This window comes from Aurantivibrio infirmus (assembly GCF_054767315.1).
The window spans coordinates 435,227-460,633 of sequence record NZ_BAAFSK010000001.1 but is presented as its reverse complement, the minus strand read 5'-3'; the positions used below and the strand labels follow the sequence as shown (position 1 = coordinate 460,633).

At 43.0% G+C, this 25,407-nt stretch carries 24 protein-coding genes; 13 read left to right on the top strand and 11 right to left on the bottom strand.

Annotated elements, in window-relative coordinates:
- The first annotated feature begins 57 nt into the window (after nucleotides 1–57).
- From miaB to lnt, 5 genes are all read left to right on the top strand, one after another.
- Complete coding sequence (gene miaB / locus ACYUCY_RS02235; protein ID WP_460224813.1) at nucleotides 58–1,401, top strand: tRNA (N6-isopentenyl adenosine(37)-C2)-methylthiotransferase MiaB; 1,344 nt, start codon at nucleotides 58–60, stop codon at nucleotides 1,399–1,401.
- 309 nt (nucleotides 1,402–1,710) lie between these two features.
- Complete coding sequence (locus tag ACYUCY_RS02230; protein WP_460225103.1) at nucleotides 1,711–2,763, top strand: PhoH family protein; 1,053 nt, start codon at nucleotides 1,711–1,713, stop codon at nucleotides 2,761–2,763.
- Nucleotides 2,760–3,248, top strand: coding sequence for an rRNA maturation RNase YbeY (ybeY, locus tag ACYUCY_RS02225; protein WP_460224812.1), 489 nt, complete (start codon nucleotides 2,760–2,762; stop codon nucleotides 3,246–3,248). The genes ACYUCY_RS02230 and ybeY overlap by 4 nt, the downstream gene beginning before the upstream one ends.
- A gap of 52 nt (nucleotides 3,249–3,300) precedes the next feature.
- Nucleotides 3,301–4,161 (top strand): HlyC/CorC family transporter, encoded by an 861-nt coding sequence (locus ACYUCY_RS02220; protein WP_460224811.1) that lies wholly within the window; start codon nucleotides 3,301–3,303, stop codon nucleotides 4,159–4,161.
- Between the two features lie 74 nt (nucleotides 4,162–4,235).
- Nucleotides 4,236–5,789: an apolipoprotein N-acyltransferase gene (lnt, locus tag ACYUCY_RS02215; protein ID WP_460224810.1), complete on the top strand. Its 1,554-nt coding sequence runs from the start codon at nucleotides 4,236–4,238 to the stop codon at nucleotides 5,787–5,789.
- A gap of 113 nt (nucleotides 5,790–5,902) precedes the next feature.
- Here the strand turns inward: lnt and ACYUCY_RS02210 are convergent, their stop codons facing one another.
- Both ACYUCY_RS02210 and ACYUCY_RS02205 read right to left on the bottom strand, forming a co-directional pair.
- Nucleotides 5,903–6,319, bottom strand: coding sequence for a hypothetical protein (locus ACYUCY_RS02210; RefSeq protein WP_460224809.1), 417 nt, complete (start codon nucleotides 6,317–6,319; stop codon nucleotides 5,903–5,905).
- 461 nt (nucleotides 6,320–6,780) lie between these two features.
- Nucleotides 6,781–7,518 (bottom strand): sulfite exporter TauE/SafE family protein, encoded by a 738-nt coding sequence (locus tag ACYUCY_RS02205; protein ID WP_460224808.1) that lies wholly within the window; start codon nucleotides 7,516–7,518, stop codon nucleotides 6,781–6,783.
- 214 nt (nucleotides 7,519–7,732) lie between these two features.
- Here ACYUCY_RS02205 and ACYUCY_RS02200 point away from each other — a divergent pair, with 214 nt between their 5' ends.
- The 4 genes from ACYUCY_RS02200 to ACYUCY_RS02185 are packed head-to-tail and all read left to right on the top strand — an operon-like array spanning nucleotide 7,733 to nucleotide 11,467.
- Complete coding sequence (locus ACYUCY_RS02200; protein ID WP_460224807.1) at nucleotides 7,733–9,361, top strand: methyl-accepting chemotaxis protein; 1,629 nt, start codon at nucleotides 7,733–7,735, stop codon at nucleotides 9,359–9,361.
- A 7-nt stretch (nucleotides 9,362–9,368) separates the two neighbouring features.
- Nucleotides 9,369–10,448, top strand: coding sequence for a cytochrome-c peroxidase (locus ACYUCY_RS02195; protein ID WP_460224806.1), 1,080 nt, complete (start codon nucleotides 9,369–9,371; stop codon nucleotides 10,446–10,448).
- Nucleotides 10,432–10,773 (top strand): plastocyanin/azurin family copper-binding protein, encoded by a 342-nt coding sequence (locus tag ACYUCY_RS02190; protein ID WP_460224805.1) that lies wholly within the window; start codon nucleotides 10,432–10,434, stop codon nucleotides 10,771–10,773. The genes ACYUCY_RS02195 and ACYUCY_RS02190 overlap by 17 nt, the downstream gene beginning before the upstream one ends.
- 1 nt (nucleotide 10,774) lies before the next feature.
- Nucleotides 10,775–11,467 (top strand): c-type cytochrome, encoded by a 693-nt coding sequence (locus ACYUCY_RS02185; protein WP_460224804.1) that lies wholly within the window; start codon nucleotides 10,775–10,777, stop codon nucleotides 11,465–11,467.
- Here the strand turns inward: ACYUCY_RS02185 and ACYUCY_RS02180 are convergent.
- Nucleotides 11,464–12,012: a 2-amino-4-hydroxy-6-hydroxymethyldihydropteridine diphosphokinase gene (locus ACYUCY_RS02180; protein WP_460224803.1), complete on the bottom strand. Its 549-nt coding sequence runs from the start codon at nucleotides 12,010–12,012 to the stop codon at nucleotides 11,464–11,466. The genes ACYUCY_RS02185 and ACYUCY_RS02180 overlap by 4 nt on opposite strands.
- A gap of 166 nt (nucleotides 12,013–12,178) precedes the next feature.
- On the opposite strand from ACYUCY_RS02180, the gene ACYUCY_RS02175 reads away from it, so the two are divergent.
- Nucleotides 12,179–12,820, top strand: a complete 642-nt coding sequence (locus ACYUCY_RS02175) for a site-2 protease family protein (protein WP_460224802.1) — start codon at nucleotides 12,179–12,181, stop codon at nucleotides 12,818–12,820.
- A gap of 30 nt (nucleotides 12,821–12,850) precedes the next feature.
- Here ACYUCY_RS02175 and ACYUCY_RS02170 read toward each other — a convergent pair whose 3' ends face one another.
- The 6 genes from ACYUCY_RS02170 to ACYUCY_RS02145 form a co-directional block, all read right to left on the bottom strand.
- The gene (locus ACYUCY_RS02170) at nucleotides 12,851–13,648 is read right to left on the bottom strand and encodes a DUF547 domain-containing protein (RefSeq protein ID WP_460224801.1); all 798 of its coding nucleotides are present in this window, start codon (nucleotides 13,646–13,648) and stop codon (nucleotides 12,851–12,853) included.
- 1 nt (nucleotide 13,649) lies between these two features.
- Nucleotides 13,650–15,800, bottom strand: a complete 2,151-nt coding sequence (locus ACYUCY_RS02165; protein WP_460224800.1) for an FAD-dependent oxidoreductase — start codon at nucleotides 15,798–15,800, stop codon at nucleotides 13,650–13,652.
- A 348-nt stretch (nucleotides 15,801–16,148) separates the two neighbouring features.
- Nucleotides 16,149–16,775, bottom strand: a complete 627-nt coding sequence (locus ACYUCY_RS02160; protein WP_460224799.1) for a DUF3313 family protein — start codon at nucleotides 16,773–16,775, stop codon at nucleotides 16,149–16,151.
- A gap of 59 nt (nucleotides 16,776–16,834) precedes the next feature.
- Nucleotides 16,835–17,551 carry a YceH family protein gene (locus tag ACYUCY_RS02155; RefSeq protein WP_460224798.1) on the bottom strand — a complete coding sequence of 239 codons (717 nt, stop codon included), beginning with the start codon at nucleotides 17,549–17,551 and terminating at the stop codon, nucleotides 16,835–16,837.
- Between the two features lie 64 nt (nucleotides 17,552–17,615).
- Nucleotides 17,616–19,433, bottom strand: coding sequence for a C1 family peptidase (locus ACYUCY_RS02150; protein ID WP_460224797.1), 1,818 nt, complete (start codon nucleotides 19,431–19,433; stop codon nucleotides 17,616–17,618).
- A 333-nt stretch (nucleotides 19,434–19,766) separates the two neighbouring features.
- Entirely contained in the window at nucleotides 19,767–20,660 is an 894-nt protein-coding gene (locus ACYUCY_RS02145; RefSeq protein ID WP_460224796.1) for a DUF3014 domain-containing protein, read from the bottom strand.
- Between the two features lie 521 nt (nucleotides 20,661–21,181).
- On the opposite strand from ACYUCY_RS02145, the gene ACYUCY_RS02140 reads away from it, so the two are divergent.
- Nucleotides 21,182–21,451: a ubiquitin family protein gene (locus ACYUCY_RS02140; protein ID WP_460224795.1), complete on the top strand. Its 270-nt coding sequence runs from the start codon at nucleotides 21,182–21,184 to the stop codon at nucleotides 21,449–21,451.
- Between the two features lie 56 nt (nucleotides 21,452–21,507).
- Nucleotides 21,508–22,593 (top strand): WD40/YVTN/BNR-like repeat-containing protein, encoded by a 1,086-nt coding sequence (locus tag ACYUCY_RS02135; RefSeq protein ID WP_460224794.1) that lies wholly within the window; start codon nucleotides 21,508–21,510, stop codon nucleotides 22,591–22,593.
- Nucleotides 22,594–22,605: 12 nt separating this feature from the next.
- On the opposite strand, the gene ACYUCY_RS02130 is transcribed toward ACYUCY_RS02135, so the two are convergent.
- Nucleotides 22,606–23,223: a GDSL-type esterase/lipase family protein gene (locus tag ACYUCY_RS02130; protein ID WP_460224793.1), complete on the bottom strand. Its 618-nt coding sequence runs from the start codon at nucleotides 23,221–23,223 to the stop codon at nucleotides 22,606–22,608.
- A 265-nt stretch (nucleotides 23,224–23,488) separates the two neighbouring features.
- Between ACYUCY_RS02130 and ACYUCY_RS02125 the strand changes: the two genes are divergently transcribed.
- The gene (locus ACYUCY_RS02125) at nucleotides 23,489–24,724 is read left to right on the top strand and encodes a spermidine synthase family protein (RefSeq protein ID WP_460224792.1); all 1,236 of its coding nucleotides are present in this window, start codon (nucleotides 23,489–23,491) and stop codon (nucleotides 24,722–24,724) included.
- Here the strand turns inward: ACYUCY_RS02125 and smrA are convergent.
- Nucleotides 24,721–25,299, bottom strand: a complete 579-nt coding sequence (smrA, locus tag ACYUCY_RS02120) for a DNA endonuclease SmrA (protein ID WP_460224791.1) — start codon at nucleotides 25,297–25,299, stop codon at nucleotides 24,721–24,723. The two genes, ACYUCY_RS02125 and smrA, sit on opposite strands and share 4 nt — an antisense overlap.
- Nucleotides 25,300–25,407: the final 108 nt, after the last annotated feature.

Genomic DNA, 25,407 nt, shown 5'->3' with positions numbered 1-25,407 from the left:
TTACTCTCTTTACGAGATATTTACTTTCCCCTTTTATGACAGACAGGTACACGACCAATGACCGCTCCTAAAGCCGTCAAAAAGCTCTACATCAAAACTCACGGCTGTCAGATGAATGAATATGATTCATCGAGAATGCGTGACCTATTGGGCGAATCCCACCAAATGATCGCCACCGATAGCCCAGAAGATGCTGACGTATTACTCGTAAATACCTGTTCAATCCGAGAAAAAGCCCAGGAAAAACTCTTCCACCAACTCGGTCGCTGGAAAAAACTAAAAGACAAAAACCCGGACTTGGTCATTGGTGTAGGTGGCTGTGTCGCTTCCCAAGAAGGCGAGGCAATTGCCGTGCGAGCGCCCTATGTTGACTTAATCTTCGGCCCACAAACTCTGCATCGCTTGCCAGAAATGCTCGAAACCCCCAAGCAAAACGGCGCTGTGGTTGTCGATATCAGCTTCCCAGAAATCGAGAAATTTGATCGCCTGCCACAACCAGAAAGCGACGGAGTCAGTGCCTTTGTGTCGATTATGGAAGGTTGCTCAAAATACTGTACTTTCTGCGTCGTCCCCTATACTCGCGGTGAAGAAGTTAGCCGTCCACCGGAAGACGTATTGAAAGAAATCGCCCACCTTGCCAGTCAGGGCGTTAGAGAGGTCAACTTACTCGGCCAAAACGTCAATGCTTATCGCGCCGAAGATGCCAACGCAAACTTAGTTGATATGGCGGATCTGATCACCCTGGTAGCAGACATCGAAGGCATTGACCGAATACGCTTCACCACCTCTCACCCGGTAGAGTTTACGGATAGCTTGATCGAGGTCTATGGCAAAGTACCGGAACTCGTAAGTCACTTACACCTGCCAGTACAGAGCGGTTCTGATCGCATACTGTCAGCGATGAAGAGAGGCCACACCGTTCTTGAATACAAATCGAAGTTAAGACGACTAAAAGAAATACGTCCCAACATCTGTTTTTCTAGCGACTTTATTATCGGCTTCCCCGGTGAGTCTGATGCCGATTTTGCGGCAACCATGAAACTGATTGAAGACATCGGTTTCGATATCTCCTTTAGCTTTATTTACAGTCCAAGACCAGGTACGCCAGCGGCGGACTTGCCCGACACAACCCCTATGGATGTAAAAAAGCAGCGCCTGCAAATTCTACAAACCCGTATCAATCAACAGGCGATGATGATCAGCCGCGGCATGGTCGGGAAAACATTCTCTGTCCTAGTGACAGGCGTATCCAAAAAACAGCCAGACCAACTGTCCGGTAGAACCGAGAATAACCGGGTAGTGAATTTCCAATGTGACGACATTAAATTGATCGGCACCTTCGTCAACATCCTTATTGAAGAGGCTCTCCCCAATAGCTTGCGCGGCACCCTGATTCAGTAACAATTTGGCCGGTAACTTTTGGCCAGTAAGGTCTTGGATCATGATGCGCCCACATTGGCTTGTTAAGTGAAAGCCTCCACCTCGGCCCTATTTTTTTCGTACGCGATGATCACTTCTAGACTTGTCGACGCCTGAATACTCACATGTCACAAAACTCCCCTAGTATGAACTCAGCGTTTAGCTATAAAAGATGTAGGTTTTAGTACCAATTTCACATACTCCAGGGTTCCAAGATTCTTGGTATTGGAGTAGGCTTAGCACAAGTTTTCGACTCAAAAGGTATTTTTTAAACACTTGGACAGCAACCCGATACGTCAAGATTCCACGCAAATTCAGACTGATTCCTTCAGGATTTTCCTCGAACCTAATAGCGCTCGCCGATTAGCTAATCTCTGCGGGCAATATAACCAGCATCTGCGACAAATCGAAAAACGCCTAAACATCGAGATACGCAATCGTGGCAACGCCTTCGTCATTGACGGCACGGAAGACGATAAGCGTGCTGGCGTCGGCGTGCTTGAATATTTATATCGCGAGACTGAGAGCGATTCGGAATTAACACCAGACAAAATTCATTTGGTTTTACAGCAATCTGGGATGGAAGTATTAATGGAAAGCGAACAGAAAAAAGCGGACTCGGGCAATGCGCAAGAAAGTAGTGCGAGCGCAGATAATGTAGAAGACCTGACGCTCATTCGCACAAAAAAATGTTCGGTAAAAGCCCGCGGGCGAAACCAACAGTATTATGTAAGAGCCATTCAAACCAACGACATTAATTTTGGCATTGGACCCGCGGGAACAGGGAAAACCTATCTCGCAGTCGCATGCGCGGTTGAGTCCCTATTAAACAATCGTGTAGAAAGAATTTTATTAGTTCGCCCAGCGGTAGAAGCCGGGGAAAAATTAGGCTTTTTGCCCGGTGACCTTGCACAAAAAGTCGATCCTTATTTGCGTCCACTATATGATGCGCTTTATGAAATGCTCGGCTTCGAAACTGTAGAAAAATTAATTGAACGTAATGTTATCGAAGTAGCGCCGCTCGCCTACATGCGTGGCCGCACCTTAAATAATTCTTTTGTCATTCTTGACGAAAGTCAGAACACGACGCGCGAGCAAATGAAAATGTTTTTAACCCGTATCGGCTTCGGTAGTACCGCTGTCGTGAACGGAGATCCAACGCAGATCGATTTACCTCGTGACCATGCATCAGGACTTAACCATGTCGCAACCGTACTGAAAAATGTCGACGGTATCTCATTCACTCACTTCACCGCTAAAGATGTCGTTCGCCATCCATTGGTACAACGTATCGTCGAAGCTTACGAGAAATTCGAAGACGATTCTTCGCAAAAAAACAAATGAATATCGTAGTTGACACACAAATAGCGAGTGAAGACGACGACGCACCCGACCCGGCAACGGTTACTCATTGGGTCAGTCAAGTTATTCAACACTTAGCAATCTCTGGTGATATCGAAGTCAGTGTAAGAATTGTCGATCAAGAAGAAGGTCAGCGACTTAACTCCCAGTATCGCCAGAAAGATTACGCCACCAACGTCTTATCATTCCCTATCGAAAAAAATGATGACATTCCCTTTCACCATCTAGGTGATATCGTCGCTTGCCATCCGGTTATAAAAAGAGAATCTGCAGAACAAAATAAAACCCTTGGACAACATTGGGCGCATATGATTATTCATGGCAGCTTACATTTACTTGGCTATGATCATATTAACGACGATGAAGCAGAAATCATGGAAGCAATTGAAATTAAAATTTTATCAGAGCTTGGCTACGGCAACCCCTACACCAGCCAAGAACAACTGGCCTCCAACTTACCTTACTAGACAAAACTAGAGATCAACAAAAACTTTGAACACAAAAAGCGAGAACAGAAAAATGGGCAGCGAAGACTCCGAAAGTAGCAACTCTACCAACGGTAATCGACACGAAAAATCATGGTTAACAAAGATTTTGGACGGCTTTTCAGCGGAACCAAAATCCCGAGATGAATTACTTGAAATTATTAAAGAAGCTGCCGCCAATCAGTTACTTGATCAAGAAGCTTTATCCATCATTGAAGGTGCTCTTGATGTAGCGGATCAACAAGTGCGGGAAATTTTAATCCCTCGATCGCAGATGGTAGTCATTAAGATCGAACAAGAACCAAAAGATTTCTTACCTATCGTTATTGAATCTGGGCATTCACGCTTCCCCGTGATTGGAGATTCTATTGATGACGTAAAAGGGATTTTGCTTGCCAAAGATTTAATTAGTTTACTAGTCAACGGAACCGACAATTTTGTCTTAGCTAACATTATTCGCCCCGCGAATATCATCCCCGAAAGTAAACGCCTCAATATTTTATTACGCGAGTTCCGCGAAAACAGATACCACATGGCAATGGTTATAGATGAGTACGGTGGAATTTCTGGCTTAGTTACGATTGAAGATATTCTCGAAGAAATAGTTGGCGAGATCGAAGATGAAACCGACGAAGACAATCATGACGCTTTCATTCGTACAGTATCGGACAATGAATTTGTCGTTAAGGCGCTGACGCCGATAGAAGAGTTTAATGAATATTTTACGTCGGGTTTTAGCGATGAAGAATTTGACACCGTCGGTGGCATTGTCACCAAAGCTTTTGGGCATTTACCGCTAAGGAACGAAACCACGGAGATTGACGGCTTTCAGTTTCGCGTTTTATATTCTGACAATCGACAAATTCATTTGCTGCGTGTCATTAAAGTCGAATAAATTTCTATATCAACTCCAAGAAATTAAACAATCGATAAAGAATAAAAATAACCTGCTCAGGAAATTCACAGCCAGTGTCGAGCGCCGCCAGCCAGAAACAAATACACTTATCTAGAATAACTCAGTCCCCGCTGGGTTATTTAGTTTCGCTAGCGGCTGGCGCCTTAGTTCCACTTTCATTCGCCCCCTACAATATTTGGCCCGCTGCAATTTTAGGTATCGCGGTTTTGTGTGCGCTTATTCAAAACCAAAATGCCAAACGCTGTTTTTTCCTAGCCAGCATGTTTGGCTTCGGCATGTTTGGTTTCGGTATTTCGTGGGTATTCGTCAGTATTAATGTCTACGGTAATCTTGGCGGCTTGCTCGCAGTTGTCGCGACTTTTCTTTTTATATGGCTAGTAACGACAGCGTTCGCGCTGCCCTTTTCTATTTACGGACTTTTTTTAAGGCAACATCATCTCGGTTTATTACTAGGTATCCCAGCACTGTGGGTATTGAGTGAATGGATTCGCACTTGGCTTTTTACTGGCTTCCCTTGGTTGTTTTTAGGTTACGGTCATTTACAAACGCCACTTTCTGGTTGGGCGCCTATCACTGGCGTTTTAGGTTTAAGTTTTGCTACGGTCTTATCGGCTGCATTGTTGGTTTATTACTGGCAAGTTAGACAAAACTATAAACTTTTTTCCTTCGCAGCACTTTTAATTGCCAGTCTTTGGGCTATTGGTTTTGTATTGCAAACAGTGCAATGGACAAAAACCTATCGAGAACCGGTCAGCGTTGGTTTAGCTCAGGGAAATATTCCTCAAGAAAAAAAATGGGCGCTCAGCTTTCGGCAAGAAACCTTGTCGCGTTATTACGGTATGACCCAGCAACTCTGGGGACACGATTGGATTATTTGGCCAGAAGCGGCGATCCCCATGCTTTACAACGACCCTGCCGCAAAACCAGTCATTGAGTCTTTGCAAGTTGAGGCCGCAAAAAATAATGCTGGTTTGATTACCGGGATTCTTTATGACTCACCCATATTGTCACAAGCTGCTAACGAATTAGTTGTGTTTAACAGCATTATCGGCCTTGGCGCTGGGAGCGGTAGTTACTATAAACAACGCTTAGTTCCCTTTGGTGAATATCGTCCATTAGAAAAATGGACGGGGAAAATTTTCGATTTATTTAATATGCCGGAATCGATTACCAAGGGTTCATCTGAACAAAGAGGTATTCAAATTAAAGACGCTATGCTCGCGCCCTCTATTTGTTATGAAATTGTTTATCCCGATTTAGTCGCTCGGGGTGCGCGAGATGCTCATGCTTTAATAACCATAAGCAACGATGCCTGGTTTGGTTCTTCAATTGGGCCTCTTCAGCATATGGAAATTGCACAGATGCGCGCTTTAGAAACTCGACGTTACTTAATTCGTAGTACCAACAACGGTGTAAGCGCCCTTGTTGACGACAAAGGTAATATCCTCAAGAAAACTGAACAGTTCGTCATGCAAACACTCAGTGGCGAAATTGAATTGCGACAAGGCATGACGCCTTTTATGCGCTTTGGCAGCGAGCCTATTGTTTTTCTTTGTTTAGTTATCGTCGGATTTATCGGATGGCGAGGACGGCCGGCACGCAATTAACTGTACGCGTTTTGGTTTTGGTTTTGGTTTTGGCAAAAAAAATGCCGGACATCTTTCGAAATCCAGCATATAAAGGTTCTAGCGCTTTTAGGACTAGAGAGGAATACTTTAGCTTACGCCACTTCTCGCGCAGTAACTTGGTCTTGCAAGTTAACGCTTTCGGTAGCATCAAGAATTTTTGAAACACTTTGTAGGTCGTCTATGTTCGTCAACATTTGAAACTTGTAGCTCGGCCCCGCTTGATTTTCCCAATCAACATTAAACTGCCCAAATAAACTGCCCATTTGTTCTTGGTAAATATGGCGAAAGAATACAGAATTTTTGTCTTCTAAATTCAAGCGCTTTGAAATCTTAGCGAAGTAATAAACGGCGTCTTGTGCCAATTTAGAAGTACCGAGCTGATGAGTATCACTCAAAAACACATAAATCTGTTCATCTGACTTTCGCACTTCAATCCACATCGCGAATTCTTCGCCTTGGCGATCAGTCATTTTTACTTTACGCATGTTCGGTAATAAATTCTTTTTCATCGTCTTCCCTCACACAATACTTGTCTAGCTCAATATTTTTTGATTGCTGGCTGTTGGCACTGGCTGAATTCAGGTTTCTGACTACAAATCAATCAGAGGTTTCGTGAATCAGTCTTCCTTAGCAACCGGACTTGCGTCACATAATACGGTTTTTATTTTACTTGCCAAGACTAAGCAGTGACCTGGAAATAACCAGAAGTCATTAAAATAAGGGGCATTTTCCTAAAATTGTGCTTTTTTTGGCCAAAACCGCTGTTTTTAAAATGAAAATTGAAAGGGTTTCGTAGATCTAGAGGAAAAAGCTATTAAAAACTACTTTTTTGAGAATAAAAAGGAGCAAAACTATACAAACATATTCTAATGCTTTTGTATTATTTTTCTGTGTCAGAGCGTGTTTCGAAGCAAAACCGTCGATTTTCCGAGATGGGCGTACCAATGGCTCCTTCTAACACCTTTTTACCCTAACGAAATTGCCGCACCAGCATGGCGACTATCGCGAAAACACAAAGACACAGAGTGCCGATACGCATGGGTCTCTCTTTTATATGGCTACTAAAGCGGTAACCCAACCATGTTCCGAATACGGAACCCAGTAGCAAAGGTATAGCCAGCCTTATCTCCTGCCAGCCCAAATAACCCATGGGCAAATAGATAATCAGGGAAATTAAGCAGGAAAATATGAAAAATGCGGCGAGATGGCTACGGATGGAATTCGCCGCTTGGCTCTGCATCAAAATTGCCATGGGCGGACCTCCGATTGACGTAGAGGTACCCATCACACCAGAAAGAAAGCCCGCAATGCCCAGGTTGCGCCGATTGACCAGAAAGGGCGTTCGAAGATAAGTACTGGCAAGCGCCAGCAAGATGACCAAGCTGATAAATATTGCCAGTAATTTGGTCGAAACAACTAGCAATAAAGCAGCACCTACAATACTGCCTGGAACCCGCCAAATAATCGCTGGCCACAAACCCCGTAGCGACAAATGCGAACGGTATAGCCACGCCATCATCGCGCAATTACTCAAGGTCGCCAAAATCATAGGCGCGGGTACATAGCTAGGATTCAAATAAAACAAAATCGGCGCCGCTACCACTGCCATACCAAAACCAATACTGGTTTGTACGAAAGCGCCTATGCACGCTGCAAGTAATGCGATTAATAAATTTACTTCGATAATGGAATTTTCTCCCGCCGACACCGAATTAATTTTTTTTTATTTACTCTCAATACAACAAGCCACAAATTGATCATTTGCGATCACATTAAATTTAACTTCGATGCTCACTTCATTTTTTGATTATAAGAACTCAAGTTTATAGCACCTGAAAACCTTAAGAAAGAATTCACTTACTTGCCAACCATGCGAGCTTAACTACGCTAGATGAATAGGACTGTAAAAATTAGATCAAAACATGATGTTAAAAATTTCCTCTTTCAGCATTTCGTGGCGCTTGCGTTTACTTATCGCCATTCTATTGCCAACGATTGTTGCAATAGGCTCCGTAGCGCTCACAGCGACAACAATATCTAAGCAGAATGCTAACCTGACCGAGCAATTGAGTGCGTCAGAATTACGACAACAACGTGCAACGCAAAGCTTGGTGTCAATTTTAGAATTGCAGAGAAGCTTAGAAACTCTCATTGCCGTATCAGACGAGCAGGCGATCCGCCGTGCGGCCATCGCTACTATCCGAACTTCCTCTGCGCTAGATGAAGCCATTCAATTAATGGAAGCTGAGCTAGTCGATGACGAAAATGTTGCCCGCTTAAAACAAGAGCTTAGTGAAATTCGCCCTTTGCAAATGAAGGTAATCAGCCTTGCAAGAAGCAACAATGACAGCGAAGCTCTAGAAACAGTTGAAAGTATTTCCAATCAAGCAACTAATATTCTAGATCTCGCACGATTAATTCTTACCTTAGAGCAGGAAGCTCTACAAAAACTCGCTGCTGAAAATACATTGCGCGGTAAGCAAGTCACGCAATCAGTTATTCTTTGGACAGCTCTGGGGTTAATTTTCAGCGGGATACTCGCATTTTGGCTGATCCAATTATTACTTAAGACGCTGAATGAAATTCGCCACAGTATGCAACGTTTTGCTGCCGGCGAACTCAACGACCACTTGTTAAAAACCAGCAGCGATGAATTAGGGAAAACATCAGCCGCAATTCAGCATGCTGTTAACGAAACTAGTCATTTTGTTGGACAAATTCAAAAACAAGCCCTGCACTTAGAAAGCACTGCAGATAAAGTCAGTCAATCATCACAACAATCGTCTCAACAATCTGATCAGTTAAAAAAACGTATTTCCTCCATCGACGGAAACCTCAACGCGATGTTAGAACACGCGGATTCAGTGGAGCAGCTTCTGAATTCCAGCACAGAAGGCGCTCAAGCAACTGCCGATGAATGTATCTCCGCCGGGGAACGAATACAAGAATCTCTCAATCAATTTGCAAATTTCCGTGAAAGCATGGAAGACCTATCCAAACAGATTAACAAGTTCTCTAACTCAGCAAACTCAATTACAGAAATTACACACGCGATTCGAACCGTATCCGATCAAACCAACTTACTTGCACTCAATGCTGCTATTGAAGCGGCGCGCGCCGGTGAGCACGGAAGAGGTTTTGCAGTTGTGGCTGACGAAGTTAGAACTTTAGCAATTCGCAGTGGAGACGCGGTTCAAGAAATTTCTGATCTGGCGACAGAGATGCGTGACAGCGTTGAAGACGTCGTCTCGTCACTAAATTCAGCCAGCGATTTAATTGAAAGCGGTATTCAAAACTTTAATACAACAATGGAAAAAACGCTGGCCGCGAGCGAGTCCTCCGTATGTACAAAAGAAAAAATGCTGGTTGTGAATAAAACCAATCAACTACAAAAACAAAGCGTCGAAGAAATTCACGAGTTAGTTGTTGATCTCAACAAGCTATCTGTCCAAGCCACCGAAAGTGTCCAATCCATGGACGAATTGGCCAATGGACTTTCGCAGTCTTCTAAATCGCTTACCGAAGTCGTTAATCATTTTAAAACTGGATAAAAAAGTCATGAACATGAAAGCCTCCATAGCTTGTGCCGTTTTTTTTATAAGTGCTTTAGGCGTTCTGTCATTTGCCGGAGCGTCTGAACAAGAATATACCTATAAAGCAGGACACGAATCACTACAAGTATGGCTAATGCCAAAACAAGTTCCCGCACCTGAAAACAACAAACTATCAGACGAACGTGTAGCGCTTGGCAAAATGTTATTTTTCGATACTCGCCTTAGCGGTGATGGCAATATGTCATGTGCAACTTGCCACAACCCACTATTCGGTTGGTCTGATGGTCTACGAACCGCTAAAGGTTTCAAGAGTAAGGTATTACCGAGAAGCACACCCACTATAATCAATACAGCTTACAACCCATTTCAAATGTGGGACGGTCACTTAGATTCCTTAGAAGCTCAAGCCATTGGACCCATGCTCAATAGCAACGAGATGAATATTGCATTAGACCAAGCGATAGAATTCTTAACTACCTCGCCAGACTATCAAAAAGCTTTTTCAAAGGCTTACCCAAACGAAGAAATTAGCGTCGACACACTGGCTAAAGCCATTGCTAGTTTCGAGCGAACTGTTGTGAGCCGTAATTCACCATTCGATCGTTGGGTTGCTGGCGATAAGAAGGCACTTAACAAACAACAGGTTCAAGGCTTCGAGCTTTTTGTTCGTGCCGACAAGGGAAATTGTGCTGTATGTCATTCCGCGCCTAATTTTACCGACAATGGTTTTCATAACGTTGGTCTAGATTCTTTTTATAAAAATGATCCAGATCTTGGTCGCTACTCAGTAAAACCCATTGGCATAATGAAAGGGGCTTTTAAAACGCCAACCCTACGCGATATAAGCCTGACTGCTCCTTATTTTCATGATGGTTCAGCTAGCACGCTAAGCGAAGTTGTCGAGCACTATGCAGAGGAAAATTCACACAAAGAAAACCTCTCTCCGAACATGAAATCAATAAAATTATCTGATGAAGAAACACTTGCCATCGTAGAGTTTATGAAGGCGCTCAGCTCACCTCAACAACCTTTTTTACTACCTATACTTTCAAACCCGGAGGACGGATATGTATCTAACAAATAGGATTTGGGGAGTATTATCTAGACTTCTCCTGTTAAGTACTTGCTTTCTAGCGTTTACTACAAGTGCAGAAGTTATCGAAGTCGCTCAAAAAGATAAAAAATTCACTAAGACTACGATTGAGATTAAAAAAGGAGATACTGTTCGATTTGTTAACAGCGACCCGTTTTTTCACAATGTTTTCAGTCTGTCAGATATAAAATTATTTGATCTAGGATCATTTCCACAAGGCGAACACCGCGACGTAGTATTCGACACGGTCGGTAAAGCGCAAGTCGAATGTGCATTACATCCCTCGATGATTCTCGACATTACGGTAACAGAATGATATGAAATTACTCGAAAAAACTATTGTCGTAAGTTTCCTACTGTTGTTAAGCGTGTATAACTTCGCTTATGACAACAACAATCCAACACCAACCTTGGAGCGCGGCGCAGAAGTTTTTTCTTCTTACTGTATTTTATGTCACGGAGCGAGAGGGGAAGGAGATGGTATTTTACCCTTGAATATTTCTGATTACCCCGATACGAATTTACGGGGCAAGGGAAACGAGAAGAAAAATAATACTCTTTTGGAAACGATAATTTATGGCGGCATATTGAAAGATGTGTCTACGTTCATGCCGCCTTACGGAAATGAACTCTCTTGGTCCGAAGTCGAATCAGTTGCAAAATTTGTCGTCACACTGCAGAACGATACGGATCAAGCCCTAGCGTTACTGGATACTGTTAGTCACTCAGAATCTACATCATTAAGAAACGGCAGCCGTCTGTTTTCTTATCGCTGTGCGCTGTGTCATGGTGAAGTTGGCGAAGGCGACGGGCGAATGGCAAAGGTTATTCGTAGCCCCCCACCGGCTGACTTGACCGCAAGCCGAGTACCGGATGATTATTTAAGAAAAATTATCATGGGCGGTGGTGTTAGCGTCAATCGGTCGCCACAGATGCCGCCATGGCAAGATGAGCTCAATAGCGCCGAGCTAAATTCAATTATCATTTTTATTAAATCAATTCGAGATTAATCTAAATCGACTTCGTTTAACCAAGAAATATTTTTTGAAGAATAACGCTGCCAAAGCTCAGGTATCGTCAAATTTTCTACGGGATGAATCAGTTTAGGGGCTAATTCGCTGAATGGTTTTAATACGTGTGGGCAATCAAGAATATCCCTATGCGGAAAAATTTTCCCTTCAACTTCGCCAAGCAGATCACCATAAATCAAAACATCCAGATCGATAGTTATTCTCTTATTGCCGTCACTTTCCTTTTTTCCCAAGCCTTCAGAATCCCTCGTTTTTGACTCAGACTTTACTCGCTCTCGGCCTAAACTATCTTCAATAGTCTTTAGAAGTTTCAATAGGTCACCGACGTGTCTATCTGTATAAAACGAAACAACAAGATTTAGGTAGTTCTCGCCCGGGTTTTTCATCGGCGGGCTGCTATATACTGGCGACTGCTTCAGCTCACCAAAATATTTACGCAGCTCGGTTAACGCAGACTTAATGTTTTTCACGCTATTCGTATTGCTGCCAAGTCCCAGAAATACTTGAACACTGCGGTTATTCAAACGATTCGACCTTGATTTTATTTTCTAGACAAGATAATTGGGTATTGCAAGAGCGGGAAATAATATAATATACATCGATAAAATATTATGCCTAATAATCTAAAAATCTAATGATTATATATTTATCAGGGCATGGCAACCTCTTAAGGATTACGCTGAAAACGTTATGATTCAACTTCTATTCCAGGGACAAGTTACGCTTTTCTTACTCATCGTTATTGCCATCATCATTTCCCTCTCATTTCATGAGTTCGGCCATGCTGCTACGGCGAAAATATATGGCGATGACACCGCGGAAAAAATGGGACGACTTACTCTAAACCCACTTGTCCATATTGATCCCGTAGGTTTGTTAATGGTCGTACTCATTGGTTTTGGATTCGCGAAACCCGTACAAACCAACCCAAGTAAATTTAATTCGATATGGGCCGACCTATTTGTGTCAGCGGCTGGTCCGGGAATGAATCTAGTCCTCGCAATATTATCAGTGAACTTCTATTTATTTGGCATAAATCAAGGATGGGGGTTTTTACAAAGCGAATCGGCTAGCTTCTTTTTTATCTACTTGGCTTTAATTAATTTATTATTGATGATATTTAATTTACTACCAATCGGTCCTTTAGACGGCCATTATATTCTGCCCTATTTCTTACCTAAAAAAATGGCCCGGACATATCGAGAATATAACTACCGGTATGGAAGTTATGCACTACTTGGATTGGTTGCGTTAAGTCTTATGGGAGTCCCTATATTTAGCTATGTCATGAGCTTTGGTGAAAGCATCTTACCTTATATAAGCTTTTTATAACTTTAATAAGACTGGAGTAATTTTTTCATCTCAATCTTCTGCTTTATTTAGTCGCCAATCATAGTCCAAATATTCGATATCGATCTGATTATTTTTCAATTTTGTCGCTTGGCTCTGTGACAAACCCAAGGCGTCTTTATAAGACAGTAGAAATTCTTCCAAACTTTTTCCACCCCGCCAAGCGCTTTCAAAATCGTCGCGATACCATTTAAAAATACTAGAAACGTGCAACTCATCATCTCGTATTCGATTTCTAGAAATGTCACTTAAAAAACTGTTGGTCGCTTCTTCGAGCTGCTCCTCAAGCTTTTCTCCTTGATAAGCTTCGGAGCGCAGTGCAGGACAACCAATGCTCGCGCAATTTACCGCAAAATGAATTCTCGGTTCGTTGTAGCGACCCGAGCCCCGTATCAAGTTATGTTCAATGTCGTCTAGGGACCGAGTTTCCCCCAATAAAACAACAAACTTCTTTTTCCAAGGCGACTTGAATATTGACCCCAAATCTTTTATTGATTCAAGGTCAGGGTATTTCGTCAGAATTAACTCCACCGTCCACGCGTTGTAGGCATTGATTAGAAATGCCAACTGCTCAGGTTTAGCCCAAGTGTCAAACTCCTCCTGCTGAACCGCTGATAATAAATCAAGATAGCTTTTTAATTTTTTTCTATCTTTTAGAAAACCTTCATAATCTACCCCAGTACTTGCACCTTCATTTATGGACAGCACATACTCGCCCAACATGCGATCCCAACTGAGGTGGCTAATGTTTTGCGCGAACGCGTCTATTGAAACCATTAGAAAAATTAAAACTGAAGTAATTAATTTCATCTTACTTTCTCATCCAATCGTGATAACGTTTTGCATACCCTAAAAGTTTTTCAGGCTTATTCGCTTGCTTCCAAACCCCCGCCGCGAATTTATTCGCTTCAGCCAAAGTCGGGTAAGTATGTATCGTACCCAGGATTTTGTTTAATCCCAGACCATGTTTCATCGCCAACACGTATTCCGCTAACAAATCGCCCGCGTGTGCGCCAACAATAGTGACTCCCAAAATTTTGTCCTTTCCCGGAGGCGTCAGCACTTTTACGAAACCCGCAGTCGTGCTGTCTGCAATCGCCCTATCTAAGTCGTCAAGAGGATAAGTAGAAACTTCATAAGGAATATCTTTTTCTTTCGCTTCTTGCTCATTGAGCCCGACACGCGCAACTTCGGGATCAATAAATGTTGTCCAAGGAATAACTGAGTAATCCGCTTTGAATCGTTTAAATTGGCCGAACAAAGCATTTACCGATGCATACCATGCCTGATGTGATGCGGTATGAGTAAATTGATAGGGTCCAGCGACATCACCTGCCGCGTAGATATTGGGATAAAGCGTTTCTAAATAATCGTTGGTAACAACGGTACGCTGAGTTTCTATACCCAGCTCTTCCAAACCGTAACCTGACAGTCTTGCGCTACGACCCACAGCACACAACAATTCATCAAACTCAATCCGCGATTCCTGGCCTTGATGCTCAACAACGAGGATTTTTTTCTCGCCTTCTTTTTCGCAACGCAATGCTTTGTGATCGGTTAAGACATTTATGCCGTCTGCTCGAAGTGATTCTTCCGCTAGCGCAGCCACCTCCTCATCTTCGCGGATCATTATGCGCGGCAACATTTCGATCTGGGTGACTTGTGAGCCCAAGCGCGCAAAACTTTGCGCTAATTCGCAGCCTATCGGTCCACCCCCTAACACGACTAAACGCTTTGGAGGCTGTTCAAGTTCAGAAAACTTATCCCATAAAGTATCACTAGTGACGTATCCAACTGCATCAATACCGGGTAACGGAGGAACGAAAGGTTGCGCGCCCGCAGCGATGATAATGTTCCGACTCGTTAATTTTCGAACACCGCCATCTTCGCAAGTAATTTCTACAGTCCAGGGGTCAACTATTTTCGCGTACCCTTGCACAACACCCACTCCCAAGCCGGTATACCTCTCAACGCTATCATGAGGCTCTATGGTTTTAATAATGTCATCTACTCGCCGCATAACTTGTTTAAAACTAAATTTTGCTTCTGCTGAATCAATTCCGTATTTTTCACCATTGCGCATTTGATTGACGAGTTTCGCGCTCTTGATCAAAGCTTTACTAGGCACGCAGCCGTAGTTCAAACAGTCACCGCCCATCTTATGAGCTTCAACTAGGGTGACCTTCGCTTTTACTGTTGCCGCGATAAGCGCACTTACCAAACCTGCTGCCCCGGCGCCAATAACAATCAAGTTACGATCGTAAGATTTAGGGCGTGTCCATTTAGCATAGACTCGGCGCTTTTTAACAAAATCGATAATTCGTTTCGCTATAAGTGGGAAGAAACCTAAGAGAACAAACGAAGCGATTAAATTGAAACTCAAAATATCACCAACGCTTTCTAATTGCCCTAGTTGCGTTCCAGCATTGACGTAAACGACAGTTGCCGCAAACATCCCCAGCTGACTAATCCAATAAAATGTCGTGGCTTTTATCTTGGTTAAGCCCATCAGTATATTGATAACAAAAAATGGAAATATCGGCACGAGGCGTAATGTAAAAAGGTAAAAAGCCCCTTCTCTTTCGATCCCTTCATTGATTGCTTTTAGTCGATTACCGTACTTCTCTTGCATGGAATTTCCGAGCACATAACGCGAGACCAGAAATGCACACGTCGACCCAATAGAAGACGCAAAAGAAACCAGTACGGTACCCAGGACTAATCCAAATAATGCGCCCGCTGCGAGAGTAAGTAAGCTTGCCGCAGGAATTGAAAATGCGGCCATCAACACATAAACAATAAAAAAGGTCGAAGCAATTAACCAAGGGGACTGCTCAAACAAATCTGAAAATTTTTCCTGGCTCGCTTTGAGGTTGTCAAAGGTAAAATAGTCGTCAAAACCTAAAACGAAAAACATAGCTATTCCGACGATAAAGACCAGAAGGATTAACAACTTCTTCATAAATTTTCCTAATATTGATGGCAAATTAGCATCGGTATTCATTAAAGACTTAAAATTAAATTTCCAAATGCTTTAACACTAAACAACCAACTGACCCAGCAGTATTCACCACACAAGTCAATATGAAATTATTTGTAACTTGGCGGGGGAGCACCCTTTGAGCGGTGATAGTCATCCTGATCATTACGCCGCATTTAGACAAAGGGTTACAAACTATCATCACTAAGTTAATGAAGACTATATAGAACCGCTATGGGATAGACGAGAGGACAAAAAGAAATACCCGTCGCACTTGAACACATTGACGGGTATTTTGTATGAAAACCGGTAGCTATATCTCCGTTGCGCTTACTGTTTCTGCGCCGCTTCTAAACGCGTAGATACATTGCGACCCCATTGACGAAATTGCTCAGCAAAACTATTGGCTTGATTAAACTCCGTGTTTTCCTGGTATTGATCACCAACCTGCTGAACTCCTTCATACATCGCTAGCAGATCACCGGTTTGCGCATCTCGTAATTGCGCTTCAAAACTGAGCTCGCCGTAACCCTTAGTAGTCAGGTTCTTATCTCTCGGCGCGTATGGCGACAAAGACACGATCTTTATTTCTAACTGCAATGTTCCATTTGTTGCATTTCGCACCACGTTAAACTTGCCGCCTTCTTCTAGACCAACTCTCATGGCCGCTCGAAACGCTACTTTTAAAAACTCTCTATTGCTTTCACTCAACACCCATTGGCGGGGGTCGGGATTGTCTACCCAAGCCGGTGGAACAATTCTGGTATCCGAAAGATCGAGCGGTCTAATTATAAACTGATCATACTGGCGCAAATTAATATTCGGTTTTAAATAAGTCGTTTTTAACTCATCCGTATTTGGTGCAACCTGCGCAAACAAAGTATTTGATAATAAGGTCGCTAAGAAAAATGATATAGCAACTGTAAACGAAAATCTTTTTTGAATTTCAAACATCATAAACCCCTTATTAAAATTAAAAACAGTTTAATGCGTCACCCTATTGATCGAGAATGACACTAATCAATCGAATTAGAATCTTCGAGACCTAATTGCTCCAGTAAAACTCTTACTTGGCTTTCCAGTTTTTCGACTCTCTTTTCTAGATCATTCTCTTCACGAGAGTTATGAGCTTCGGCTTTCACAGTAGAAGAGTGGCTGCTGACTGGGTTGTTGACGGAAGGCTTTAACTCGACATCCGGTTCGCCACAGAGTAAGTGTGTATACCTATCCTCTCGCTGCCCAGGCCGCCGAGGAATATGCAGAACTACCGGAGAAGTTTTAGCACACATACTACGAAGCGTTTCTTCAAGTGCTGTTATATCTTTGAACACAGAACTACGTTGTGTTCGACTAAAAAGTTCGTTAATTGTTTGCGGCCCACGCAATAACATAATTGTCACTAAGGCTTGCTCGGGCTTCGGTAAAAACAAGATACGCGTCAAAAGTTGCGCGAAGCGATTCGCCCTAGAACCATATTCGATTTCGACTAATTTGCGCTGCTGTAGATCGTTCAATGCAGCCTGAACCTCACCACTAGCCAAGTTCATGATCGGCTCTCGACTGCTTTTTTGATTGCAGGCCAAAATCAAACTGTTGAGTGTTAATGGGTAAGCTTCTGGCGTGGTGAGTTGCTTTTCCATTAAGGAACCGAGAACCCTCGCTTCAATTTCACTTAGAGTAACGGCCACTTTATTACTTTGGCTTTCTGGATTATCAACATTCTCACTTATCATTAATTTTCACACCAGTTTAAAATTGCTAGCGCCCATTTATTGAAACCAACTAATCAAAAGCCGTTTAATAATCCAAATCTTTTTTAGTAAAAGGTCGTTTGGGTTTTTTACCAAGAATTCGCTTCATCATATCGTTCAATGTATTAGGGTCATTATCGAAACCACCATGACTTGTACTTGATGTTTTTCCAGTCTTAGCCCCTTTGCTGTATACGAATTTAAACGCTGGATGGTTTACTCCTAATCGATCATTATATTTTTCCATGCCTAGAATGGGGGCGTTCCCCTCCTCTTCAAAAGAACGAGACACCAAATAAAGTAATGATTTACGGTAAATACCGGCAACGGTGTCACCGAGTTCTAACTTATCTGTCAAATTGTAAATACTAAGATCTTTTATGACCTTACTATCGAGTAATGGTTTGTATAGTTTTATAAAGAGTTCATTAGTGGCCGCTGGTGCTAATAAAGTACAGCTTGATATCTTTAACTCATCGCGTTGCTTGACCGCACGATCCAACATATAAGCTTGTAAAATTGCGCCTGTGGAATGTCCAGCGACGTGAACGCCAATTTTTCGATCTAACTTTTCCAGCTGGCTCAGCACGCGGTCTATTGCGTCACTGCCATCACTAGTCGCTCTTGAAAAGGGCGTTGATGCGCCGCGTTTCATTTCTCGCCATAAAGCACGACCAGGAACTTGGGTTAAGTTTTCTATCCGCCGATCAAACCAATCGCTTACCCGGCCGGTTACGGTTTCAGCACTCTCTTTTTTGCCAAAAATAACATCTTTTAGCTCTTCTGCTAGACCTGTGTCGTACATAAAATGAAAAGGATAAATACCATTGTCGAGAAAAATATTTTTCATTGTCGCAATGCGTTTTGCAGAATCTTTAACGCTATTTAATCCGCCATGAGCATAAAATAAAAAATGTTCGAAATCTGTTTCCGTTAATCGCTGTTGAATAAGCTCCATATGATTAACATTACTCCAGTAACGCCCATCATCTTTATAATCGCCATCATCCAGATGAACGAAATGATCTTCGATAGCGGCTCGTGGCGGCGACCCCATGGTTGCGCCATGATTTCCCGCTGCGCTCTTACCCGCCAAAACTTGGTGATCGAAAATTTGCGGTGTTGGCAGAGCAAGCTGTACAACCCATGCATCTTTTACATTCACCGCCCAATCTTCATAAAGCCAAAGAGCTAATCCATATCTACCCCAGCTAGGCCCCCAAGAATTTTGCACCCAAAAACCTTTTTCGTTGTAACCAACAATCGCAAAAGCATGGCCACCTTCCAGGACATTATTCTGAACAATAATTGGATCGTCGTCGTCATCAATCTGTGTTTTAAACCAACCACCATGAACAGCGGCAGACACATAAATCACGCCGGTTTCATTAATCGCCGCATGCATGTGTGAAATTTCCGGTCGAATACGGTAGTAAGCGCCAATCGTTCGGTTACGTGCATCTTTCGAAATATCAGCGGTGATAACAAAATTTTTGTCCGCCTCTTTGTAGGGTGCCAAATCTTCGAGACAAACGCCTGAATTCCGCCAGCCTTTAATAGCGCCGCGACAACTTGAGCCTTCGTAGTCTTCCCCCACCCATTGGTCATAACGCTGCGCCATTGCATAAAGCATTCTGGGGCTCACTTCGATCTCAAAGCCCTGCTGCCGATAGAGAAGATTAATGACCGCAGACAAACCAAAGCCAGTACAGGCGCCCTCAACACCTTGATTACGGATATTGAGGTCTGCAGGTGGTGACAACTGTGGTTTGAGTGTTCGCAAATTCGGCTGGTAATACAGGTCGCGCATATCCGGCGCATCTTCCATAACGTTTAATACTGGCTGAGGTTTTTTTTTGGCCACAACGCAACTCCTTTTGTTTTCGACAGTTGAATTTATATACAGAGAATAGGTTTCACTACGGTGAATAGTTTGCAGCACTAGCTTCGCTCAAGCTGATTAGTTTCTTTTATATTCAAAGACTTGGCTTTATATGTAAGCACTGCGACTGGAACTCTAACTCAATCTAGAAAGTTGTGGTAGGAGAAGACGCCACAATTTTCCAATTTATCCCAAAATGGCGTCATTGGTATCTAAATATCTTATTAGAAAAGCCAGCCGCAAACTTAGGTGGACTAGTTTCGTGCTTGCGTGATTGGCGAAAATTGAACGAATTGTGGGAATTCGTTCGGCTCCTTACATTGAAAGTAAGGCTTTTATTTCCCTTAACTTAGTTTGAATACGACGCGTATTTTCCGGCCCCATGCGTAACAATAATTTTTGTGAGCCTGGCAGCTCTTCCAAAGCAATTTCTTGAAACTGATAAAACACTTTGGGCTGCACTAGTATCAGTTCTTCTTCAACGATTGGAGTAGCGAGAAAATTATCAATTACTCTCAACACCACCTGATTAAAACCACCAGTATCCAAACCTTGTTGCGCATAGGCCTCCTCGAATAATGGTAAAAAACGGCGGTATGCCTTTACGGCTGCACGACTATCCAACTCTTCTAACACCGTCACCATACCGTCATAACGCAAATAATTTTCCGGCGACAAGCGATAGCGCTGCCCCACTTGTTCAATCAGGGGCTCATTAATTTTGTCTGTTTTAAATGGCGGTGGTGGTGATACAAGAGGGCGATAATCATTCACCACAGTACCTTCATCTAAGGCGATGATCGCGCGAGTAAATTTCAAAATAACACTGTCGGGAACAATCAATTTAAGTAATTTATCACCAACCGCCAGCTGTTTAACTTCTTCAATAACGGCGGGATCGCTCTGATGCAATTCTGGAAGTGGCTCCGGTGGAGGTGCAACAGGTAAGGTTGGCGATATCACCGCAGTATCGGCTTGGGGTTTTTCTGCAATCGGGGCAAGCACTTCGCGCAAAGTTTCTGGCGCAGTTTCCGGTTCTGGCATATCGCGTTCAACGGAAGTCACTGCGGGAAGATTAACTACCGCCGTCTCCTGTTCAGCTTCATCTTGCTGAGTTAGAAAAAATAACCCTGCAACCGCAGCAATAGCAATAATCAACACCAGTAACTTAACGGTTAAGTCGGATCGTTCTCCCGTATCTTCACTCATCTTTGCTTACCTACTTCTTTTAAAAATAAAATTGAATAAATTTTGCTTACCGTTCGTTTCGAGAGGAAGCAAGCGTTCAGCGCGTAGAACAAGTTATTACGCATACTTTTACAAACTCATGTCGCGAGAGAAGCTTAAAGTAAAGCGAAATAAAACGCTCAATTTTTTTCACCTAATACTGCAAAACAAAAGTGGCATTAAGGTGGCTTAAATGTGGGATCAACAAGCCCAAAACATCGCCAAGTGTGGCAGCGAGATAAAGCAACACCAGGGTCGCCTTCATTGTCATCATGCCAGATAGAACCTTAAGCAAATACGACCGCTCATGGCTGAATAAATTCACTATACGAAGGATAAATTTCCATTCAACATATTGACAAAACACGACAAATTACAAATTATTCTGCAGATGCACTGACAATAAAGTTCCAAAATAGCTTATTTTCCTGCTAACCTTGAGGCCGCAATAAACTCAAACACTAAATCACCCAACTGCTTTCTACACTTTGGAAGCTAGATCAATGGCTTATATTACTTGCACTTCCCATCTCGAAAGCGTTGGCCCCTGTGAGCCAAGATACTATGAAGGGGACAACCTTAAGGTATTACTGGAGAAAGCCAGGGCAGACTTTCCACGTTTACCAAATTATTTATTAGATGATCACGGCAAGCTTCGTAAGCATGTTGCTGTTTTTATTGATGGTGATTTACAAAATAAAGAAACAGCGCTTGATAAACCCCTCATCGACACCAGTGAGGTCTATCTTATGCAAGCCTTGTCCGGTGGTTAATGGTTTGTTTGTAAAGGTACTTGTGAAACCAAAATTCAAAGGAGGAAGACAGAAATATGGACACTCTTCAACCGAAAAGTAATCGCTTACTCGTCGCGAGTCGCAAAGGTTTATTTGAATTTAATCGAAACAATACAGATCACTGGGAAATCGCTCAGCGTAGTTTTCTGGGTGATCCCGTGAGCATGGTCTTAAACGATACCAACAATCAAACACTTTATGCCGCACTTAATCTAGGACATTTTGGTTGCAAGTTACACCGCTCGCTTGATGACGGAAAATCATGGACTGAAATCCAAGTTCCATCTTATGGAAAAATAAAATCCGACGAGGAATTAAATTTAGCGCTGATCTGGTGTTTAGCACCTGGCAAAGATGACTGTCTGTGGGCAGGAACCATCCCAGGTGGACTGTTTCGGAGCGATGATAACGGCGAAACCTGGCAGTTAATAGAAAGTTTATGGAACGAACCCCTTCGAGAACAATGGTTTGGTGGCGGCTATGACCAGCCCGGCATTCACTCTATTTGCGTCGACCCCTTTGATCAAAACAAAATCTCCGTCGCCGTTTCGTGTGGTGGTGTCTGGTTAAGCGAAGATAACGGAAACACTTGGAAAATTTCTACTCAGGGGATGGTCGCCGAATACATGCCACCGGATCAGGCTGAAAATTCTGCCACCCAAGACCCTCATCGGATGGTGCAATGTAAAACATCACCAAAACATTTTTGGGTTCAACACCATAACGGCATTTTTAAATCGGACGACTATTGCCAAAATTGGCAGCGCATCTATGCCCAGCCATCAAGCTTTGGCTTTGCCGTCGCGGTACATCCTAGTGATCCAGATACCGCGTGGTTTGCACCGGCAATCAAAGATGAAAAACGCTACCCCACAGATGGAAGACTGGTCGTAACCAAAACACAAGATGGCGGAAAGACGTTTTCTACCCTCGACGCCGGATTACCCGACACGGAAAGCTACGACCTGATATATCGCCATTGTCTTGAGGTTGATGCCAGTGGTGAACGCCTAGCGATGGCCTCGACAACGGGAGGTCTTTGGCTGAGCGATGATGGCGGCAACAGTTGGCAAACTCTCTCTAACAATCTGCCCCCGGTGTACGCCTTACAATTCACTTAGTTTTTAAAAAACTTAAAACGCGCCGTTAGTTTTTAATAAATCAAAAATATTTTCAGCAAAACGCGCATACCCTTCTCGATTCAAGTGTACGCTGTCAGATTTGTAGCGAGGATTTTTTAGAAGTGTAGAAAGCAATTCGTCTTCGAAAACCAGCTCATACTCTTCAGCCAATTCTCGATACAAAGGAGCACTCTTCGAAAATAGATTTTTCTCCGGGACACCAATCAACACCACCGAAATATTATTTAGCTGTGAAATTTCAATCATTTTTGAGAGATTCGCTTTGGTAGATGCGGTGTTATTTCTCAGTATGTCGTTACCACCTTCCATCAATATCAGCAGCGACGGTTGATGCTGATCGAGGACATCAACAAAACGCTCTAACCCTTCTTCAGTTGTTTCTCCAGATATTCCCGCGTTAATCACTTCACAGGAACAAAGTCCTGCCAGTACAGCAGGGTAACTCTCACTAAGCTCAGCTCCATAACCGTAAGTAAGGCTATCACCAAAAGCCAAGACAAGCGCTCCTTGATCGAGTTTTGGCAAATCATTGCCACCACATCCACCGAGCAACAGAATCGTAAAGCTGAGAAGTAGCGAGAAAACTTTTATCTGATTATCACTTTGCAATTAACACCTCTTAATCATGGACACTTAAAAAGATCTAAAACAAAAAATGCGCTCGCGGTCATATTTTCGATTGCCTAGGCAACTGTCCGGGCACATTCGCCACCAATCTATTAATAACCCCGTTAACTCACTTGATTCTAGCCTAACTAATCTAAACCCATACAATACGGGCTCAAAGTCTCCATTGCGACAACTTGGAAGAAATTAACTTGCGGGGGCAAAAAGATTTTGCCAAACCAGGTCACAACACTAAGCCGACATTGAAATGGATATTTTTAACCAGGACATACAAGCGCAAAATTCGGCGGAAAAACTTGGGCAAGAGAGCGACAAACTAAGCACCCATCGCACCAGAACCTACCTTTTGTTACTTACCGTCGCATCGGCAAGCTCAGCGCTTTATACCCTTACCGTTATTAGCCATCTCGCGAGCTTACTTGGAGCAGGTATAAATACCTGGTTAATCCTCGTCGGTATATTCTTTACGAGTATGATTATTGGCGCAAAATTGGCGAGCTATTTTAGCAAGCGAATTTTCAACCCCTTAAAGCTGTTCGCTCTTCTCCAAGCTGGTACGGGTTTTCTAGCCGTCGGTTTATTTTCTGCATTTATTTTTCTCGCCAGTAAACCAATAATGAGCCATCAATTTACTTGGCTAGCTGCTCTCTTGTTAATTACACCGCAAGCGATACTACTGGGAGTTATTTTTCCTTTACTGTCTTTTGGTATTCTTCGTTGTGGTCCAGTTAAGACTGGTCGCTCAATCAGTTTGATATATTTTTGTTACGGTTCTGGCATGGCGACGGGATTAGCCCTTGCACCCTTATTGGCATCTATGACTACTGGTATCGCAGCCACTATTCAATTAAGTTGCCTAGTTCATATAATGACAGCTTTTTTTGTTTGCAGCTTATCGGTAAAGGATGGCAGAAACCCATTACCGCTAGAGCATCCTCTCAGTAGAAACTTATGCAAAAAGCCTCTACACCCTCGTCTGATTTTTGTTTTTTTGGTTTCAATCGGCGTAGTGACATCGCTATATGAGATTATGTGGATCCCTTTTTTATCTGCGATTAATAGCAAATTGCCTTACAGTGCAGAATTAATTTTTGGAAGCGCCATCCTCGGATTAGCCTTAGGTGCCTTCGCGACTAAAAATAAATCAAAAAAGAAAATCGTTCCGCTTCACTTACTCGTCAAACTCAAACTTTTTATTTTATTTTTGCTGACGACCTCATTGGTTCTGAACAATACCTTTACGGGCGATAGTACCAGCGCCCAAGTACTGACAAGTTTTGCCCAGCAAGCTCCGCTCGCAAGTCTTTTTTTCGCCTGCTTGATTGCAATGATAGGAACCTTGAGTCTTGGCGCGACTATGCCCTTAACGATCTACATGGAACGAAATAAGCGTTGGGATGAAGCAGTATTTGGCAACCACTATGCTCATGCGCTAGTCGGCGTTGTGGCAGGAATATCTTTTAGTTTCTTGTTGTTATATTAAGATTTTTTCTGGTGCCTTTCGGAGTTTTCTAAACGCTTTTTTTCAGATTTTTTCAGCAAAACATAGGTCGATCCGGTTCCACCATGATGTTTTTGCGCGGAACTATACGCCATTACTGAGTCAATCTGCGGTAGCCAATGAGCGACGTGGCTTTTCAGCAAAGCGGGTTGCGGTTGGCGATTCTCTCCTTTGCCATGTGTAATGAGAGCACAACGAACATCGTGCTCGACGCAGTCATCGATAAACTGCACGATCGAAGAGCGAGCAACAGTTACCGTCATGCGATGCATATCTAATCGCGCTTCGATTGTGTATTTCCCTAGTCGTAAGTTTCGAAACACACCGTGTTGAATTCCATCGCGTTTAAACTCCAGCAAATCGTAAGGCGTCAACGCGGGAACATTGCTCTCCGACAAACCATCAGCTTTCTGCTCACCAAGAGCAGTCGCCGCTTGTCTTCTTGCTTCAAGACCTGGCGTTGTTGCGGACACTTTTGCGCTCTGAATTCTTTTCTCAGCCTTTAAGGGTTGCACATCACCCATCGCCTCAAGGAATATCTTGTCTTCGTCTGACATAATGTGGGCACTTCGACCAATCTAGTAGAGTTATTCGCAGAATAAATGTTGGAAGGATTATACAAAATATATTGGAGAATTGTTTGACGTCTTCCTGCGATGCCTTAC